Genomic DNA, 18,019 nt, shown 5'->3' with positions numbered 1-18,019 from the left:
AGATAGCATAGACAATCACATCATTTAAACATTCATGTTCATGATTTCTTGATAGGCAGCAACGAGTTTATTACGCACTTGAATACCAAATTGAAGAGAAACCGAAGATTTTTGCATATTAACCATCACTTCATTTAACGTTATGTTGGGCTTTCCTTGTTCAAAAGCTTGTGCTTGATTATGGGCCTGAATTTGTGTTTGGCTAATGTGATCGAGTGCCATTTTTAATGCCGCAGTAAAATCAGATTGTGCGCTCTTTGATTGGTTGTTTATTGTGGAGTTGGTTTGATTAAAATCAACTAGAAACGTATTGTTAATTGTATTTAGCGTGTTCATGGCGTTAAAAGTCATCTCTTCTTAACTTGCTCAATATGTGATTGAATTTAACATACAACCTTAAATCTAAATGCCACAAGTAAGGGGTAAAGCATTTGCTTTTTTAGCTATTGATTTTTTTAAATGGATTGATAATAAACTCTAGAACAAATCTAATTAGTTTAGCATTAGGGTTTTTATGGATAGCCAAACTGTCGGTAACAAAGGCGAATCAATATTGAGTAAGTTACCATTTATCAATCAATTTAAACAAAATCGTAAAATGCTGCTGCTTGTTGCTGGCGTGGTTGTGCTTGCCATTAGTAGTATCGCCTATTTATGGTTAAAAGATGATAATTATGGGGTTTTGTTTAGCCAGTTGAGCGATAAAGATGGCGGCGAAATTATTAGCCAACTTGATAAGATGAATATTCCTTATCAGTTTTCATCTTCAGGATCGACTATCTTAATTCCTGCTGATAAAGTTTATGACACGCGCTTACGTATTGCCCAGCAAGGCCTACCTAAAGGTGGTGCTGTTGGTTTTGAATTACTCGACAAAGACAGCTTTGGTATGAGTCAATTTAATGAACAGATTAATTATCAACGCGCATTAGAAGGCGAACTATCAAGAACCATTTCAATTATTAGTAGTGTGGATGATGCGAGAGTGCATTTAGCGATGCCTAAGCCATCTTTATTTGTACGTGAACGAAAATTTCCTTCAGCGTCTGTAGCATTAACATTGTTGCCAGGACGATCATTATCGCAAGGGCAAATAGATGCTATTGTTCATTTAATTTCAAGCAGTGTACCGGAATTACAAGCAGAAAAAGTCACAATTATTGACCAACAAGGTCATTTATTAACGGGTGAAAAATTTCGCGACGGTAACGTCAACGTAGCGCAGTTAGAATACAGTCAAAAAGTAGAAGATACTATTCGAGAGCGGGTCGAAAAAATCATTACACCAGTGTTAGGTAAACAAAATATTATGGTGCAAGTTAATGCTGATATTGATTATAGCCGGCAAGAAGCAACATCTGAAACCTTTGATCCCAATGGCGATACTGCTCAGCAAACCTTACGTAGTAAGCATCAAGTGGAGAATCGTCAGTTAGCAGCAAACGATAACACCGGTGGTGTGCCGGGCGCTTTGTCAAACCAACCTATGCCAACACCGAGTGCCCCAATAGATGATAATCCAGACTCAAAATCAAAAGACGATAAGAAAAAAATTTATAATTTACAATCAAATAACACGTTAAATTTTGAAGTAAATAGACAAATCGTGCACAGTAAAATCCCAGAAGGGCGTATTAAACGATTGTCAGTTGCAGTGCTGGTTAATTATAAGTTTATGGCACAACAGTTGGATCAATCTCAATTACAAGAGCAATCTGACAATGCCAAGGAACCAGCACCACAATGGGTGAAATTAGATAAAGACGAACTAGAAAATATTGAAGCATTAGCGCGTCAAGCAATGGGATTTTCTGATTCACGCGGTGATACGTTGACAGTTGCAAATTTAAAATTTACCGATCAAGCGCTCGAAACGGATGATAGCTTGCCATTTTGGCGAACACATGAGTTTTATGATGTGCTAAAAACAGTAATTAAATATCTTGTTTATGTTTTAGTGTTATGGTTTGTTTGGCGCAAAATGTTACGTGCTTTATGGATTAAATTACAACGCCAGCTCTTTAATGTGAACCATGCTTCAACTGATACTAAATTATCGGGTGAGGATAAGTTAGATTATAAGGCGCATAGTAAACAGCAGCAGAAGATATTTGAAGATAATATGCAGCAGCAACAATATATTCGCAAAATTGTCGAGAAAGATCCTCGGGTCATGGCGTTAATTATACGTGGTTGGATAAGTAAGGCGGACACAAATCCATGAATTTAAGTTTAAGTGAATCTCAAAAAGCAGCAACCGTGCTAATGGTATTAGGTGAAGAGCTTGCCGCTAACGTTATGCAATACCTTAATCCCAAAGAGGTACAGCAAATTAGTAGTGCAATGATGTCGCTACCACAACTTTCTCAAGAACAGTTGAAAGACATCTTAAATGAATGTCAAAAAACACTTGAAGAGTGTGCAGTACTTAATACCGATACCAATGGTTATTTACGTTCAATTCTCGAAAAATCAATCGGTACTGAAAAAGCCGATCGGTTACTTGATGAGTTGTTAGAGGTCGATTTAGATGAAGCGAAAGATGGACTTGAGATGCTTAATTTTGTCGATGCAGCTAGAGCGGTTGATTTAGTTAAAAAAGAACATCCACAAATTATTGCTACAATTTTAGTTCATTTAAATCGAGATTTAGCTGCGGAAATTTTGAATTTATTTGATGATGAATTACGTAATGATGTCATGCTTAGAATCGCAACATTTGGCGGGGTTGAGCCGTCGGCACTTCAGGTTTTATCTGCCTCATTATCGACGTTACTACATGGTCAAAATATTAAACTTAATAATCTTGGTGGTATTCGTACTGCGGCTGAAATTATTAACTTGATGAAGTCACAACAAGAAGAATTGGTGATCAATTCCTTACGTGATTATGACAGTGAACTTGCACAGAAAATTATTGATGAAATGTTCTTGTTCGAAAATCTGGTTGAAGTTGATGATAGAAGCATCCAACGTCTACTTAAAGAGGTGGATAATGAAACATTGATTATTGCCTTAAAAGGGGCATCAGTGGCATTACGTGACAAGCTATTAAGTAATATGTCACAGCGTGCCGCTTCGATTTTACGTGAAGATTTAGAAAATAGACCACCAGTGCGCCTATCTCAAGTCGAAACAGAACAGAAGAAAATTTTGGTTATTGCGCGCAAATTGGCTGAAAGTGGTGAAATGATTTTAAGTAGCGGTGATGACGAATATGTATAATCGAACCAATACCATGAGTTGGGAACCATTAAGTTTTCAGGATTTAACGTTAGCTAAGTCGCAAAAGTTAACCAAAAAGAAAATAACTAAAAATGCTGATAAGGTTGAGCCCAAGCCAGAACCTAAAGTTATTGAAGTCGACAACAGTGTTATTGAACAACAATTAGCCATTATCAAGCAACAAGCAAAAGAGCAAGCTTATCAAGATGGATTTAATTTAGGGAAAGAAGAAGGGTTTAATATAGGCCAACAAGCAGGTTATGAGCAGGGGTATGCCATTGGTCAGCAAGAAGGCAAAGCGGTAATTGAACAGCAGCTTGATGCAGAAAAATTAAAAGCAGTAGAGACAATAGCTAATTTAGTTAGCCATTTTCATACCGCTATCAATCAAATAGATGATTTAATTGTCCCACAATTGTTTGATTTAGCCTTAGTTGCGGCACAAAAAACGGTAGGGACAATATCAAAAGTTAAACAAAAACAGTTAATGCATACCATTAAAACCTTAATTGACGAAGGTTCGATGATAATTAAGTCAGCTTCTTTGCATCTGCATCCCGATGATCTGTTATGGATTGAACCTTTATTACAAGATGAAATTAAACAATATCATTGGCAATTAGTTGCAGATACGAATGTTGAATTAGGTGACTGTAAAATATGGACCGATACTAATCAAGTCGATGCTAGCAATGCATGTCATTGGCAAATGATGGCCGATTGTATACAGGGAGAGAATCAGTAGCGTGAGCTTGGCAAAGCAATGGGCAGCTAAAATTGATTATGCCACACAGCAGCTGCAATCGTTATCGTTGATTCGGCATTATGGACGATTAGTTAAAGCTTCGGGCTTAGTACTTGAAGCTATCGGATTAAAATTACCGTTAGGATCAAATTGTTTTGTTGAACGGCAATCACATGGAAAAATCGATGCGGTGGAGTGTGAAGTCATTGGCTTTAACGATAAAACTCTATATTTAATGCCTTTTGATACCACTGAAGGTATTTTGTTAGGTGCTAGAGTTTATACCGCACAATATGATTTAGCTCACTTTAATCATAAAGTGTTACCTATTGGTATGGCATTGTTGGGTCGGGTTGTTGATGCAGCTGGAAGACCGTTAGATGGTATGCCATTACCAGAACATATTGAATATCAAGGATTAGCAAATTCATCGCTCAATCCACTACAACGTACACCTATTGATCAGATCTTAGATGTGGGTATTCGAGCTATTAATGCGCTGTTAACCGTTGGTCGAGGGCAAAGAATGGGGTTATTTGCCGGTTCAGGTGTTGGTAAAAGTGTTTTATTAGGGATGATGGCGCGTTATACCAAGGCCGATATTATCGTCGTTGGCTTAATTGGTGAGCGTGGTCGGGAAGTTAAAGATTTTATCGAAAATATTTTAGGGAAAGAAGGATTAGCGCGATCGGTTGTGGTAGCTGCTCCTGCTGATGTTTCACCGCTGCTACGTTTACAAGGCGCGGCATATGCAACAAAAATTGCAGAAAACTTTCGCGACCAAGGGTTTAACGTGCTACTCATTATGGACTCTTTGACCCGTTATGCTATGGCACAACGAGAAATTGCTTTAGCTATTGGCGAACCACCAGCTACCAAAGGTTATCCACCTTCGGTATTTGCTAAATTACCGGCATTAGTTGAAAGGGCAGGTAATGATGATAAAGGTCAAGGATCGATTACTGCATTTTATACCGTATTAACTGAAGGCGATGATCAGCAAGATCCGATTGCAGACTCAGCACGTGCTATTTTAGATGGGCATATTGTATTATCGCGTTCACTTGCAGAATCCGGGCATTACCCAGCGATTGATATTGAAGCGTCAATTAGCCGTGTCATGACTGATTTAACACCTGTTGCCGATGAAAAAAAATCTCGGTTATTTAAACAGCTATTTTCGAGCTTTCAACGAAATCGTGATTTGATTAATGTCGGTGCTTATGTTTCGGGCACCGATCCTCTGTTAGACAGTGCTATCACTTTGTACCCAGCAATGAAAGATTTTTTACAACAGGGTATTGATGAACATTGTAGTTATCAAGATGCTTATCAACAATTAGCCAGTATGTTGCAACCCATTTTAACTAATTAAAAGGGGGGAATGATGAATAAAAATTCAGGGTATTTGGCGTTTTTAACATTAAAAAAGTTAGCGAAAAAATCGCTAGATGATACGTTAATTAAGTTAAAAAAAGCTGATGATAATCAGCGCCATGCTCAGTCTCAGCTCAATTTATTAAATGAGTATTATCTTGAGTATCAAGGACGATTGAATAAAGCTTTATTCAATGGCATTAAAGGGCATGAATTATCAAATTTTCAGGCTTTTATTGCAACACTAGAGCAAGGTATTGCTAAACAAAGAAAGTTATTATTGACGTTAGATATCAAAAAGAAGCAGATAACGCATGAACTTAATCAATCTCAAAAAAATCTTAATACTTATAAAACATTGTTAGATAAGCAGCAGCAAAAATATGTAGAGCAACAAAACCGGTTACAACAAAAACTGACAGATGAATTTGCTCAGCAACAATTAGCCAGGAGAGCGTTAAATGAATATTAACCTAATCACTGATGTAGCATTAGCACCTTCAAAGCAGTTACCCTCAACTGATGAAGATTTGTCGTTGGTGGATAGCGAGTTATTTCAGCAATTATTACACGCTAATCAAAATCATGGGGTAGGTTTGCAACACAGCCTTAACTCAACACAAAAAATAGGTGATGATAGTGACGCGGATCAGCAACAAGATGATAGTTGTTTAGCTATGGTGTGGATAACGCCATCTCCGCTAGAAATCGTTAATTCACGAACAGATGTCACATTGAATGATATGATTGCCAATCATTTAATTGAAAAATCGCATTGCGCCTTAAATGCTAATCAACCGGCTAAAGTTGATAGCTTGCCGTTGAATACTTTGCAAAATGCTGATTCTCCAACAATTGCTAATAATCAAGTTACCGAGTTGTTGATATCGATCAATGATAGTGAACTATTGATCAACAACATCTCTCAGCCAGATGGATTCTTTAATCAACGTAATGGTGCTAGTAACCGTTTAATGGCAGAACATTTGGTGGATAAAACAATTGCGGCTCATTATTTGCAAACGGATGCACCAAGTCAGATGCTGGATTCTGATAGTATAAACAAACCAATTGCTTTATTTAATCAGTTTGTAACTAACCCTGTGGATAATGATACTGTCATTCATGCCCAAGCCGATAATCATGTTGTGACCAGTATTAATACGTTCACTCAACCTTTTTCACAACAAACTGCGCCTGTTACAACTTCGACTTTTATGATGAATTTGCCTATGCCAGTTGCTGTAACACAGTGGCAGGCAGCGTTGACAGAGCAAATTAGCTTAGTAACTCGTCAAGGTATTCAAAGTGCGGAAATCAAGTTAAACCCCGAACAATTAGGATCGTTACATATTAAGCTTGATCTGCTCGATGATAAAATCAATATGCATATGGTAGTTGCCCATTCGGCGGTTAAAAGTGTTTTGGAATCTACATTACCTTATCTTAGAGCTTCCCTTGAAGAACAAGGCATGAGTTTAGCGCAAACCAATATTAGTGATTTTTCAACGATGCATCATTCAGAGCAATCCTCTGGATATAAATCAAGTAAAAATCCTCAATTCACTGCTGCTAATTCAGATACCATTGATGAATCTGTTGAGCAAGTGGAGGGTGACAAGCCCTTATCGCACTTAGGATTAAGTATATTTGCTTAAGTGAAGGAGTTAGCTTGTGTTTAGCGGTTGTTTCAATGTTAAAAACGTCGAATAGGTGATATTTTTATTGTCTATTCTTCAAATCAAATTTTTAAGCATGATTTATTATTTTTGTAATTTTTACCATTTAGCTGGTCAAAAAATAATTTTTAATTTTTACTGAGATAATAATCAATATGCAAACTACCAAGAAAAAAGTAAGTATTTTAAACATAATACTTATTATCATTACGTTATTAGCATCAGGCACTGCAGTTTATTTGTGGTTACAAAATCATTCAAGTAACAAGCCTCAAGTTGAGCAAGAAACACCAATTGTATCTCCGGTATTTTTAACTTTAAAACCTTTCACTCTTTCGTTACCGGTTGCCGAAGATAACAGTGATGCGACTAAAATTTTGTATATTGGTATGGTGTTACGCGTTGCTGATGAGCAACAAAAAACAGTTTTATTAGAGTATTTACCAGAAGTGAGAAGTGATGTTTTACTTTTGGCATCAAAGCAGTATGTTAATAATCTTAAAAAAGAGAACGGTAAAACTGATTTACAAGAGAAGATTAAGTCAACGTTAACTCGTCAATATGACGCAAAACATTCTGTAAAAATTGATGAAGTGCTATTTACTGATTTTATACTTCGGTAAGTATTATGTCTGATAAGCAAGAATCAACAGTTGACATTAATCCCTCTACAGATGCTGAGTTTACTCATAACCCAGCAGAGGCTCAATCTGATATTTTGATTGATTCTCAGCAATCGATTGGTAAAAAGATTGAAGTCAAACCCTATGATTTATCGGTAAAACACAGCTTTATTCCAGAGCGATTAACCGCTTTAGAAATTATTAATGAGCGTTTTTCGCGTCAGTTTCGCATTGGCTTGTTTAATTTACTTCGTCGTAATACCGATGTTATTGCTTGCCCGATTGAGCCGAAAACATTTAAAGAGTTTTCGGCAATTTCAGCAACAAATCATCTAAATTTAGTCCATCTTAATCCACTGAGGGGGACGAGTTTATTTTCGTTTTCACCTGAACTGGTGTTTATTGTTGTCGATACTTTATTTGGCGGTGATGGTCACTTATCTAAAGTTGAAACAGAAGGGCGAGAATTTACTCATACTGAACAACAAATTATAAAACGAGTATTAGAGCTCGCTTTAACTATCTATCAAAATGCATGGACAGATATATATTCAATTGAAACTGAATATATTCGTTCTGAAATCCAAAGTAAATTTACCAATATTACCAGCTCGCCGGATGATGTTGTATTAACCACTACATTCAAAGTCGAAATTGGTAATTGTAAAGCTACATTTTGTATCTGTATTCCCTATGCAATGGTTGAACCCATCAAAGAATTACTAATAAAACCGCCAGTAGAACAACAAACGTATCAGGATGATAACGTTTGGATGAGTTCGTTAACCAGTGGTATTAAACAATCGACCGTTGAATTAGTGGCTAACTTTACTCATATCCATACCACAGTCAATAAACTTTTAGCCTTAAAAGTGAATGATATTTTAGTGATTGAAAAGCCTACACATCTTGATGTCACTGTTGGTGGGGTGCCAGTGCTAAAAGGTCACTATGGTAAAGTGAATAAACAATATGCAATTCAAGTCGAACAGGTAATTAATCCTGTTTTAGAACAACTGAATGAAGGAGCACTTAATGACTGATAGCAAATCAACGAATGATGATGATCAAACGTCCGCTGTGGCTGATGAATCAGTGAATAAACAAACTATTTTTGAAACACTATCACCACAACAAACCGAAATCAAAAAGCAAGATATCAATTTGATTTTAGATATTCCTGTGAATTTAAGTGTTGAATTGGGTCGAACCAAAATGGCAATTAAAGATCTCTTAAATTTAACGCAAGGCTCAGTTATTGCATTAGATGGTTTAGCCGGTGAACCTTTAGATATATTAATTAATGGTTATTTAATTGCACAAGGTGAAATTGTGGTGGTGGGTGATAATTATGGTGTGCGAATTACTGATATTATTACACCTTCTGAACGTGTACGTAGATTGAGTCGTTAATGTCTAGTAACAATCAACATACATCTCCAGCAATATCCACAAGTGAGCATACCGTGTCTTCTTCGCCAGAAATGAACCTATATACACAAGTTGCAACATCGATGGGCCTATCCTTTGTTTTAGTTATTAGCGTTATTTTGTTATTAGGTTGGATGGTCAAGCGGCTGAGTTGGAAAAAAAAGACAAAGCAGTTAATCGAGGTTAAATCTATCTATAATTTAAGCCCAAAAGAACGCATTATTTTAGTACATGTTGATCACCAATTATTGGTTGTCGGGGTGAGTGCACAACAAATGACGTTATTACATACGATAGATGAGCAACGTACTGAAATGTTATTATCCCAACCTACCACAAGCAAAGAATCAAGTAAAAATAATTTATTTCATCAACTATTACTGTCTACGTTAAGTTCAAAAAGGAGTAATAACGAGTGAAGTTAAAAATCTTTTTTTTACTTAGCTTATTATTATTCAGTCACTTATGTCAGGCTGACGTTTCACCGTTTTCTTTGATTGCTGAACCCACGGCGCAAGGTGGGCAAAGCTGGTCATTGCCAGTTGAAACGTTAGTTTTTATTACACTACTGACCTTTATTCCGGCTATTTTGCTGTTAATGACCAGTTTTACGCGGATTATTATTGTATTAGGTTTGTTACGTAATGCACTTGGCACTCAGTCAGCGCCACCTAATCAAGTGATATTAGGTATTGCGTTGTTTATGACATTTTTTATTATGTCACCGGTATTTGATAAAATTTATCAAGATGCTTATTTACCCTACTCTCAAAACCAAATTACCCTGCATCAGGGCTTATCTACAGCCAGTCAACCATTACGAGAGTTTATGTTAACTCAAACTCGTGAAGATGATTTAGCGTTATTTGTAAACATGTCTCATTCAGGTGATATTGCAACGCGTGATGAAATTCCTTTAAAAATATTGGTGCCCGCGTTTGTGGTGAGTGAACTTAAAACCGCTTTTCAAATCGGTTTTACTCTTTTTATTCCCTTTTTAGTGATTGATTTGGTGGTAGCAAGCACACTCATGGCACTCGGTATGATGATGGTTCCACCAGCAACGGTATCTTTACCATTTAAAATCATGCTGTTTGTGTTAGCCGATGGGTGGCACTTATTATTAGGATCGTTGGCCCAAAGTTTTTTTAGTTAAGGAGTGTTATGTCATCTGAATATATCAGTACATTAGCGATGCAAGCGATAAAAGTGGCAGGTTTACTTGCTGGTCCTTTACTCCTTGCTGCACTGATTACTGGGTTGATTATTAGTTTGTTACAAGCGGCAACTCAAATTAATGAAATGACATTGTCATTTATTCCAAAGATTCTGGCGGTAGTTGTAGTACTCATTATTTTAGGCCCATCAATGTTATCAACAATGATTGATTATATTCGAATTGTTATTACCGATATTCCAAACTTAACGCGTTAAGCTTAATGGATTTTAATATTCAGCAACTACTTAATATTGATTTGTTTACTTGGATAAAACAATGTTTTTTTCCATTTGTACGCATTTTAGCATTGATTATGGTTGCTCCTATTACCGGCGAAAAAGAGGTCCCTAAGCGACTTAAGATTGGTTTAGCTTTATTTATTACTATACTTTTACCCTTACCTGAGTTTGATAATACTTTAGGGATCTACTCTTTTATCGGGGTTGCTGTTATTTTGCAACAAATTGTCATCGGTGTCATGATGGGTTTTACTATGCAGTTAGCATTTATGGCAGTCAGGTTTTCTGGTGAATTAATTGGTATGCAAATGGGACTTGGTATGGCGACTTTTTTTGATCCAATTGGTGGTCCTGCAACCTCGGTATTATCGCGCTTAATTAATATCGTCGCACTGTTAATTTTTTTAAGTTTAAATGGTCATTTGTGGTTGTTATATGGCTTGGCTAATAGCTTTGATATCATTCCAATTAGCTTTACCTCTTTAAAACAAAATGGCTATTTAGTTTTAATTGAGGTCAGCGCATCATTATTTGTAAATGGTCTTATGTTAGCACTCCCGTTAATGACATTGTTGTTGATAATAAACATTGCACTTGGTTTATTAAACAGAATGACACCACAATTATCCATTTTTGTGGTCGGCTATCCGGTGACCTTATTATTGGGACTGACCATGTTAACTTACCTAATTTCAACATTACCTGTTTTTGCCGAATCTATTTTTGAACAAATGTTTGAACATATTTCAACCATGCTTTTGGATTTAAGTGATAGTAATTAACTCTAAAATTGATAGGGTTATATGCTAGCTTTATAAATTGTACAGTAATAAGACAATGTTATATTTATAATTCAATTTTGAGTTCTTTTTTATTGCAAATTTATGACTATTTTGATGAAAAGAAAAGTAATCAAAAAGCCAAGTTATAGTACAAATGTGTAAACGATTAATGGTCTAACTGATTAAATAAGTGTTAATAATTCCGTCATATACTTGACATTTTTTTATAATAATAAGGGTATACAACAAGATCGTTTTCATTTAGCATACAAGCATATTTAATGCAAATTACGTTGTATTGCATAGTTATTAAACAGATTCATTCTTCCAATTTTAGAAAAATTTATATTTATATTTATATTTATGAAAAATAAGGAATAATTGTCAAAAGAGGTAAAGTATGTTAAAATATGGTCCTAATCAAGCATCAAGCATCAAGCATCAAGCATCAAGCATCAAGCATCAAGCATCAAGCATCAAGCATCAAGCATCACAATAATTGATCATTTTCTGTTCTATAACGGTTTTCTTTTTTATATCTCTTCTTATTTCAACTATTTTCTACTTTATGCAATTGCCACTAAAAATTATCGAACTGTATGTCGTATAAAAGTAATCGATATCCTTGTTATTTTAATTTTGCTCGCTACTTTTTTATTGCCAATTAATTCTGCTGATGCGCTATCTGCGGTAACATCTCAAAAAATTATTGGTAATTCACCTAGATTTGTTGATGTTCAAAATGCTACCAATAAGCTTGGGTTCAAAGTGAATGGTATCTTGTATCGTGAATTTGACAATAATATCAAATCAACAGAAATAAAAGTGTTTGATGGAGAATTTACCTTTGATAATTTTCAAGTTCAAAATTATGACACCAGCAATCTGGTAGTGTTAAACAATTATAAAGATAGTGATGGTGATGGTGCCCATTTAAATACCCCTTTTATTATTACTGAAACTGAATATAAGTGGTTTGATAATAGCGGTAAGCAAATAGATTCAAGTGAATATCAGCATAGTATTGGCTGTGGTAGTGGTTATTATATGCCTCTAAAACTGGTTATTGCTACACAAGTTAAGGTTAAATCACAATATGGGATACCCGATGAGAGTGAATATATAACATTAAAAAAAGAGTATAAAATTGCCACTAAACCTGCCATATGTTTTGCAAAACCTAACGCAACCATTACTGTTGAAAATGCCCAGTGGCATAGTTTTGATGACAATGGTAATTCACAACCTTGGAATCTCAATAATGCGCAAATTAGTTCGATATATGGTGGTGGGCGCACCACTGATTATGTCCTGAATTTTGGTTTTAAAGCATCACCGACACAATCAAATGGAAAAAAATTTCCAACCACTGGTTTTCCTGGGGCTAAATTTCAGTTAGTAATGGCGGGTTCGCAATATGATTATCGTTTTTCTTTAATAACACCAACAAGCGATGTGGTTACGGTTAGTGCAGATGGGTTTGTTACTTTAAACAAGAAACCTGTGGGTAATGTAACTATACGTGCCACGCTGAAAAGAGAGCCAGCGATCACGTTTGATTATACTTTTAATCCAACATCGGTTTGGGCGGTGCCTACAGGGGATTATTCTGCTATTTGGGCCGTTGCTGTTCAAGATAAGTGTGGTAGTGAATCAAATGTATTAAGTCGGCAAGAACTGACTAATTCACCACAAAATCAAGCTCCTCAATTTTGGACTTATTTCGATAATAACTATACTCGCAAGATAGGCGGTGGACTTAGTGCTGAGTGGGGACAAATGAATCAAACAAGTTATCCAGATTCTAATTGGCGCAATGAGCATTATTGGACCAGAGATTACTATTCACCAGACAGGCATTTTGTTGTACATAGTGTTAATGGTGGAGTCGGTTATGATGGCTATGAAAACAAAATAGGGAAAATTAATTATATTGCTTGTAAGCAATAGCTATATTTACATATAAATCACTCCAGCTATAATTTTTTAGATAAAAAGAGTTATCAAGGATAAATAATTAAGGGATGATGTGATTATCGTCCCTTAATATAATATTTATTTTAATTTAAATTTTGTTTAGCTAGACTATTAATTTTCATGCCAACCTAGATAATCAAGCATGATATCCATTGGCGGTTTTTTACTATTTTTTTGATGTAAGGCGTTGTACACTACTTTGCCTTGTTCTAGCTCTGCTTTTGTCATTTTACTTTGTAGAACAGCTAAATTATTTGGTGCTTCTCTATCACCTTGATTGACTGCACTGGCAAATAAAGCCCAAGCAACAGACGTGTTTTGTGGTAAGATTTCGCCGTTAAGTGCCATTACACCCAGATTATTCATTGATTTGCCATCACCTTCATTTAGTCCGGTAAAATAATATCCCATTGCGGTACCCCAATCTTGTTTTACGCCTCGACCGAGTTCATATAATACAGCTAGGTTACCATTGGCTTTTACATTACCTTTTTCAGCTGCTTTTTTATAATACTTTACTGCAGTTTGATAATTTTGTTCAACACCTAAACCTTTTTCATATAAGGTACCAAGACTATTGTATGCTCGTGGGTCATCATTTTCTTTAATGGCTTTTTGAAAAAGCTTATATGCAACATCATACTGTTGATTTTGTGCTGCCTCGGCTGCTTCATCATAAGTTGCTGCTAAAGCGAGTTGAAGCGAGCTAAAGCTAAAAAACAATACAATTATCACTTTTTTAAACATGATTATTCTCCTTAATGTTGCAATAAACAAAAATTACAACTGCATAACACTTCATGTTGTTAACCTTATTTTCAATCGGTTATATGGTGATTGATTTACCAACATGATCTAAATACAAAATGAGCTTAAAAGTGAATATTGTCAATGTAAAGCAGTTAGATGAGCATTAATAGCCTAAGAAGTTTTAAAACAAGTTTGCGGAACAATTGGCGGGAAAACTATTTGTAACACTGATTGGAACAGCATTACAAATAGTCACTAACTAAGCTTTCTTAACAAAGCAGGCTTTTAGCATGATTTTCATGCCATCAATTTTACAATCGATTTCATGATCGCCTTCTACTAAACGAATACCTTTTGCTTTAGCGCCTTTTTTCAGCACAGTTGATGATCCTTTTAATTTAAGATCTTTAATTAAAATAATATCATCGCCATCAGCCAGTAAATTTCCATTGCTATCTTTTACTTGAAGCTCGTCAGATGCTTCAGTAGCTTGGTTTGGGTCCCACTCATAAGCACATTCAGGGCAAACATAAAAAGTACCATCATGATAGGTATGTTCTGAATGGCATTTAGGGCAGTTAGGTATAGATTCCATAATATATGATTAATCCAAATTGAATAAAATAGGGCCTACTATAGCAAAAAAACGTTATTAAGTCATGATAATGATGTTTTGAACGTCATCTAATATGAGGTCAATTCATGCAAAAATTCATGATTGTCGTCAATTCAACGATAAGGACAGAGATTATTTATGTTTCAATCCAAAATAGTGATAAGTTTATGCTTTGTGATATTCAATATCATCTCTTGTAAATAATAAATCAACTAAAGCTTTTATTCTTTGGTGAAGGGTTTTATTTGTATAATTAAACCTCCAAGTGCATTATCACTTAAATCAGCTTTTATAATTTACACATCTTTAATAATGCTTTGTTATAGATCAATATTTTAGATCTATCTTGCTGTTATGCTAAAAAATCGGTTATATTAAAACCATATTGAATATTTTTTAATTGGTTGCAGTTATGCTTAAAAACATCGTAGTAAAATTATCGTCCTTAATCTTAACGTTCACCGCTATATTCTTCCATCCTTTAGCAATTGCCGATCAAATCCCACAACCAGAATCACCAAATGTCACTATTGGTATTCAACCTTGGCTTGGTTATGGACAATGGTATATTGCTAAAGAAAAAGGTTTTTTTAACGAAAATGGTTTAACCAATGTATCGATGATCAATTTTATTGAAGATAAAGATATTAATGCGGCTTTAGCCAGCGGACAAATTGATGGTGCGAATGTAGCAACCCATACCGCTATGAGTATGGTAGCAGCAGGCATTCCAGTTAAAATTATTTTATTACTTGATACCAGTAAAACTTCAGATGCTATTTTAGTTGAGCCAAGCATCAAAACATTAGCAGATTTAAAAGGTAAGTCTATAGCTTATGAAGAAGGTACCACCAGCGATATTTTATTACGTAATGCGTTAGATAAAGCCAACATAGCATGGGATCAAATTACCCCAGTACCAATGCCAGCAGCTTCAGCAGGCTCTGCATTAATCACTAAACGCGTCAATGTCGCTGTAACTTATGAGCCATATATTACCGTAAGTAAAGCAAATGATGCTTCTATTCAAGTATTATATGATGGTGCGCAAGTTCCAGGTTTGATTAGTGATGCCTTTGTTGTTCGTAATGAAGTAATTGAAAAAAATCCAGGCAAAGTTTATGCACTTGTTAAGAGTTGGAATGATGCTGTACGTTATTATCATCAAAATACTCAAGATGGACGCGCAATTATTGCAAGAGGTATTGGTGAGTCACCGGAAGAAATCACCACTGCTTTTGATGGTGTCGAATATCTATCTATTGCTGATAATAATCAGCAATTCAATGGAGCATTTAAACAAAATACATTTGCACAAATATTAAAAGCGGCTACCTCAGCAGGTATGATTATGCAACCAATAAGCTATGAAAATGTTATTGATAGTCGATTTGTTGATAATTTATCTAACTAGGTATGAAAGTTAGTGTTTAAATTGTTAGTATTTATTAAGTATGAGTAGTTGAGTTGCAATAATGGTATCTAAAAAGTCCTTACAAGGCAAACACACGTCACAGCGTATATTTACAATAGGTAGGCAGCTCTCGCGCCGTAGTATGTTAACAATTTCAATAGTGACATTTGGCTTACTTTTGGTGTTATGGTGGGGTGTGACAACTTACGGTTTAGTTCAACCTATATTTATTCCTTCCCCTCCATCGGTTTGGCAGCGGCTTGTTGCCTTATGGGATAATGGTACATTAATTTCTGATATTCAAGTCAGTGTTTATCGAATTCTTACCGCTTTTATTATTTCGTCGATTATGTCAATTATCATTGGCGTGTTAGCTGGCTGTTTTGCGGTTGGTAAAGCCATTATTGAGCCATTAGTTGATTTTATTCGATATATGCCTGTTGTAGCATTTGTACCATTAACTATTTTATGGTTCGGTACTGGCGATCAGCAAAAATTTATCATTATTTGGATTGGTACTTTTTTTCAACAAGTTTTAATGGTGATTGATGCGACTAAACGTGTACCAGCCGATTTTATTGGTTTAGGGCGAACGTTAGGGATGAGTGAAAGTAAAATTCTTTTCAAGATTGTTATCCCTTCTGCTTTGCCTGCTATTTGGGATACCTTACGTATTAGTCTTGGTTGGGCATGGACTTGGTTGGTTGTCGCTGAATTAGTCGCGGCAACGTCGGGTTTGGGCTATCGAATTCTACTTTCACAGCGTTATTTTCAAACGGATACTATCATTGGTTATATTTTAATTTTAGGTTTATTGGGATTAATAACAGATCAGTTAATGCGCCTATTTGAAAAAATACTATTCCGCTATAATGTGAGGTCAAAATAATGGCGAGCTTAACTATCAAACATCTGAATAAAAGTTTTTGTTTAGGTAAGCATCAGCGCAATGTATTAAGTGATATAAATTTATCGGTTAATGATAATGAATTTGTTTCAATTGTTGGCGCTTCTGGTTGTGGTAAAAGTACACTATTATCGATTATCGCAGGTTTAGAATCTTATGATAGTGGTGAAGTTTTCGTGGATGATAAACCCATTTATACCCCAGGGCTTGATCGTGGTGTGGTTTTTCAATCTTACACTTTATTACCTTGGCTTACTGTCCAGCAGAATGTTGAATTTGCGCTTTCAGCTGCCGGTTACTCTGGTCACGAAAGCCGTGATATTGCCAAAGAACACCTTGAGTTAGTCAATTTATCTAAGTTTGCTAAGGTTTATCCTAATCAATTATCGGGAGGTATGAAACAACGCGTTGCGTTGGCGAGAGCGATTTCATATCGTCCTAAGATTTTATTAATGGATGAACCATTTGGTGCATTAGATGCAATTACTCGTCATCAAATGCAAACATTATTGACTAAAATATGGGAACAACATCGGCTCACTGTAATCTTTATTACTCATGATGTTGAAGAGGCAATTTATCTTTCCGATAGAATTGTTTTATTATCAGTGAAACAAAAAGGGATTAAAGCAATTTTTCCCGTTAATCAAATGCGGCCAAGAAATAAATCTACCTTAAATACGGGCAATTTTTTAAATCTGAATCAACAAATCCTTGATGCCATCAATCAAGATATTGAATAAAACATTATTGTTACAGTCACAATAAGACAATCAAAAAAGGATTGTTAAACGATATTGTATTATAGACGTCAATTTGCTTTCTTTTTTATAAGATAAAAAAAAAGGTGCACATTGTGCACCTGCTTCTGAGCTAATTAAGAGCACTCATCGTGCTCTAGTTATTATCTAAAATTATTTAATAACTTTAGCAACAACACCCGCACCAACAGTACGGCCACCTTCACGAATCGCAAAACGTAAACCTTCTGCCATCGCAATTGGGTGAATTAATGATACTGTCATTTTGATATTA

The 18,019-nt window shown here is 35.4% G+C and carries 20 protein-coding genes and 1 pseudogene; 17 read left to right on the top strand and 4 right to left on the bottom strand.

The features are described from left to right. Positions 1-24: 24 nt before the first annotated feature. The gene (gene fliE / locus A9G09_RS00950; RefSeq protein ID WP_065633078.1) at positions 25-336 is read right to left on the bottom strand and encodes a flagellar hook-basal body complex protein FliE; all 312 of its coding nucleotides are present in this window, start codon (positions 334-336) and stop codon (positions 25-27) included. A 178-nt stretch (positions 337-514) separates the two neighbouring features. Here fliE and fliF point away from each other — a divergent pair, with 178 nt between their 5' ends. The 14 genes from fliF (at position 515) to A9G09_RS00880 (ending at position 13,270) form a co-directional block, all read left to right on the top strand. Further along, complete coding sequence (gene fliF, locus A9G09_RS00945; protein WP_065633050.1) at positions 515-2,224, top strand: flagellar basal-body MS-ring/collar protein FliF; 1,710 nt, start codon at positions 515-517, stop codon at positions 2,222-2,224. Continuing rightward, on the top strand, positions 2,221-3,225 hold the full coding sequence (gene fliG, locus A9G09_RS00940) for a flagellar motor switch protein FliG (RefSeq protein WP_065633049.1): 1,005 nt from the start codon (positions 2,221-2,223) through the stop codon (positions 3,223-3,225). The genes fliF and fliG overlap by 4 nt, the downstream gene beginning before the upstream one ends. After that, complete coding sequence (locus A9G09_RS00935) at positions 3,218-3,970, top strand: FliH/SctL family protein (RefSeq protein ID WP_065633048.1); 753 nt, start codon at positions 3,218-3,220, stop codon at positions 3,968-3,970. The genes fliG and A9G09_RS00935 overlap by 8 nt, the downstream gene beginning before the upstream one ends. Positions 3,971-4,001: 31 nt before the next feature. After that, positions 4,002-5,345, top strand: a complete 1,344-nt coding sequence (fliI, locus tag A9G09_RS00930; RefSeq protein ID WP_065633077.1) for a flagellar protein export ATPase FliI — start codon at positions 4,002-4,004, stop codon at positions 5,343-5,345. 12 nt (positions 5,346-5,357) lie between these two features. Beyond that, on the top strand, positions 5,358-5,819 hold the full coding sequence (gene fliJ / locus A9G09_RS00925; protein WP_065633047.1) for a flagellar export protein FliJ: 462 nt from the start codon (positions 5,358-5,360) through the stop codon (positions 5,817-5,819). Further along, entirely contained in the window at positions 5,809-7,005 is a 1,197-nt protein-coding gene (locus A9G09_RS00920; protein ID WP_065633046.1) for a flagellar hook-length control protein FliK, read from the top strand. The genes fliJ and A9G09_RS00920 overlap by 11 nt, the downstream gene beginning before the upstream one ends. A 176-nt stretch (positions 7,006-7,181) precedes the next feature. Beyond that, on the top strand, positions 7,182-7,649 hold the full coding sequence (locus tag A9G09_RS00915; RefSeq protein ID WP_065633045.1) for a flagellar basal body-associated FliL family protein: 468 nt from the start codon (positions 7,182-7,184) through the stop codon (positions 7,647-7,649). Positions 7,650-7,654: 5 nt separating this feature from the next. Further along, complete coding sequence (gene fliM, locus A9G09_RS00910; RefSeq protein WP_065633044.1) at positions 7,655-8,692, top strand: flagellar motor switch protein FliM; 1,038 nt, start codon at positions 7,655-7,657, stop codon at positions 8,690-8,692. Beyond that, entirely contained in the window at positions 8,685-9,062 is a 378-nt protein-coding gene (gene fliN / locus A9G09_RS00905; RefSeq protein ID WP_065633043.1) for a flagellar motor switch protein FliN, read from the top strand. Before fliM ends, fliN begins: the two co-directional genes overlap by 8 nt. After that, a complete protein-coding gene (locus A9G09_RS00900) occupies positions 9,062-9,499 on the top strand; it encodes a flagellar biosynthetic protein FliO (RefSeq protein WP_065633042.1) in 438 nt (145 codons plus the stop codon). The genes fliN and A9G09_RS00900 overlap by 1 nt, the downstream gene beginning before the upstream one ends. Next, positions 9,496-10,236: a flagellar type III secretion system pore protein FliP gene (gene fliP / locus A9G09_RS00895; protein ID WP_304364020.1), complete on the top strand. Its 741-nt coding sequence runs from the start codon at positions 9,496-9,498 to the stop codon at positions 10,234-10,236. The genes A9G09_RS00900 and fliP overlap by 4 nt, the downstream gene beginning before the upstream one ends. Before the next feature lie 8 nt (positions 10,237-10,244). Beyond that, a complete protein-coding gene (gene fliQ / locus A9G09_RS00890) occupies positions 10,245-10,514 on the top strand; it encodes a flagellar biosynthesis protein FliQ (protein ID WP_065633041.1) in 270 nt (89 codons plus the stop codon). A 5-nt stretch (positions 10,515-10,519) separates the two neighbouring features. Continuing rightward, positions 10,520-11,320 carry a flagellar biosynthetic protein FliR gene (fliR, locus tag A9G09_RS00885; protein WP_065633040.1) on the top strand — a complete coding sequence of 267 codons (801 nt, stop codon included), beginning with the start codon at positions 10,520-10,522 and terminating at the stop codon, positions 11,318-11,320. 657 nt (positions 11,321-11,977) lie between these two features. Continuing rightward, positions 11,978-13,270 (top strand): hypothetical protein, encoded by a 1,293-nt coding sequence (locus A9G09_RS00880; protein WP_065633039.1) that lies wholly within the window; start codon positions 11,978-11,980, stop codon positions 13,268-13,270. A gap of 138 nt (positions 13,271-13,408) precedes the next feature. Here A9G09_RS00880 and A9G09_RS00875 read toward each other — a convergent pair whose 3' ends face one another. Together A9G09_RS00875 and A9G09_RS00870 are read right to left on the bottom strand one after the other, a co-directional pair. Beyond that, a complete protein-coding gene (locus tag A9G09_RS00875) occupies positions 13,409-14,044 on the bottom strand; it encodes a tetratricopeptide repeat protein (RefSeq protein WP_065633038.1) in 636 nt (211 codons plus the stop codon). Between the two features lie 262 nt (positions 14,045-14,306). After that, on the bottom strand, positions 14,307-14,642 hold the full coding sequence (locus tag A9G09_RS00870; RefSeq protein ID WP_065633037.1) for a zinc ribbon domain-containing protein YjdM: 336 nt from the start codon (positions 14,640-14,642) through the stop codon (positions 14,307-14,309). A gap of 433 nt (positions 14,643-15,075) precedes the next feature. On the opposite strand from A9G09_RS00870, the gene A9G09_RS00865 reads away from it, so the two are divergent. The 3 genes from A9G09_RS00865 (at position 15,076) to A9G09_RS00855 (ending at position 17,727) form a co-directional block, all read left to right on the top strand. Beyond that, a complete protein-coding gene (locus A9G09_RS00865) occupies positions 15,076-16,077 on the top strand; it encodes an ABC transporter substrate-binding protein (protein ID WP_065633036.1) in 1,002 nt (333 codons plus the stop codon). A gap of 61 nt (positions 16,078-16,138) precedes the next feature. Beyond that, positions 16,139-16,966, top strand: coding sequence for an ABC transporter permease (locus A9G09_RS00860; RefSeq protein WP_065633035.1), 828 nt, complete (start codon positions 16,139-16,141; stop codon positions 16,964-16,966). Further along, positions 16,966-17,727 carry an ABC transporter ATP-binding protein gene (locus A9G09_RS00855; protein ID WP_065633034.1) on the top strand — a complete coding sequence of 254 codons (762 nt, stop codon included), beginning with the start codon at positions 16,966-16,968 and terminating at the stop codon, positions 17,725-17,727. The genes A9G09_RS00860 and A9G09_RS00855 overlap by 1 nt, the downstream gene beginning before the upstream one ends. A gap of 171 nt (positions 17,728-17,898) precedes the next feature. Here A9G09_RS00855 and A9G09_RS12505 read toward each other — a convergent pair. Then, positions 17,899-18,019, bottom strand: a pseudogene (locus A9G09_RS12505) (elongation factor Tu); the annotation flags it as partial.

The organism is Gilliamella sp. wkB292, from assembly GCF_001690235.1.
In the GTDB taxonomy this organism is placed as follows: domain Bacteria; phylum Pseudomonadota; class Gammaproteobacteria; order Enterobacterales; family Orbaceae; genus Gilliamella; species Gilliamella apicola_F.
The sequence above is the reverse complement of the archived record's forward strand: the minus strand, read 5'-3'. Positions and strand labels throughout refer to the sequence as shown.

Coding starts and splice junctions, on each gene's coding strand:
- fliE (WP_065633078.1), bottom strand. CDS start 336: ATGAACACGCTAAATACAATTAACAATACGTTTCTAGTTGATTTTAAT.
- fliF (WP_065633050.1), top strand. CDS start 515: ATGGATAGCCAAACTGTCGGTAACAAAGGCGAATCAATATTGAGTAAG.
- fliG (WP_065633049.1), top strand. CDS start 2,221: ATGAATTTAAGTTTAAGTGAATCTCAAAAAGCAGCAACCGTGCTAATG.
- A9G09_RS00935 (WP_065633048.1), top strand. CDS start 3,218: ATGTATAATCGAACCAATACCATGAGTTGGGAACCATTAAGTTTTCAG.
- fliJ (WP_065633047.1), top strand. CDS start 5,358: ATGAATAAAAATTCAGGGTATTTGGCGTTTTTAACATTAAAAAAGTTA.
- A9G09_RS00920 (WP_065633046.1), top strand. CDS start 5,809: ATGAATATTAACCTAATCACTGATGTAGCATTAGCACCTTCAAAGCAG.
- A9G09_RS00915 (WP_065633045.1), top strand. CDS start 7,182: ATGCAAACTACCAAGAAAAAAGTAAGTATTTTAAACATAATACTTATT.
- fliM (WP_065633044.1), top strand. CDS start 7,655: ATGTCTGATAAGCAAGAATCAACAGTTGACATTAATCCCTCTACAGAT.
- fliN (WP_065633043.1), top strand. CDS start 8,685: ATGACTGATAGCAAATCAACGAATGATGATGATCAAACGTCCGCTGTG.
- A9G09_RS00900 (WP_065633042.1), top strand. CDS start 9,062: ATGTCTAGTAACAATCAACATACATCTCCAGCAATATCCACAAGTGAG.
- fliQ (WP_065633041.1), top strand. CDS start 10,245: ATGTCATCTGAATATATCAGTACATTAGCGATGCAAGCGATAAAAGTG.
- fliR (WP_065633040.1), top strand. CDS start 10,520: ATGGATTTTAATATTCAGCAACTACTTAATATTGATTTGTTTACTTGG.
- A9G09_RS00875 (WP_065633038.1), bottom strand. CDS start 14,044: ATGTTTAAAAAAGTGATAATTGTATTGTTTTTTAGCTTTAGCTCGCTT.
- A9G09_RS00870 (WP_065633037.1), bottom strand. CDS start 14,642: ATGGAATCTATACCTAACTGCCCTAAATGCCATTCAGAACATACCTAT.
- A9G09_RS00865 (WP_065633036.1), top strand. CDS start 15,076: ATGCTTAAAAACATCGTAGTAAAATTATCGTCCTTAATCTTAACGTTC.
- A9G09_RS00860 (WP_065633035.1), top strand. CDS start 16,139: ATGGTATCTAAAAAGTCCTTACAAGGCAAACACACGTCACAGCGTATA.
- A9G09_RS00855 (WP_065633034.1), top strand. CDS start 16,966: ATGGCGAGCTTAACTATCAAACATCTGAATAAAAGTTTTTGTTTAGGT.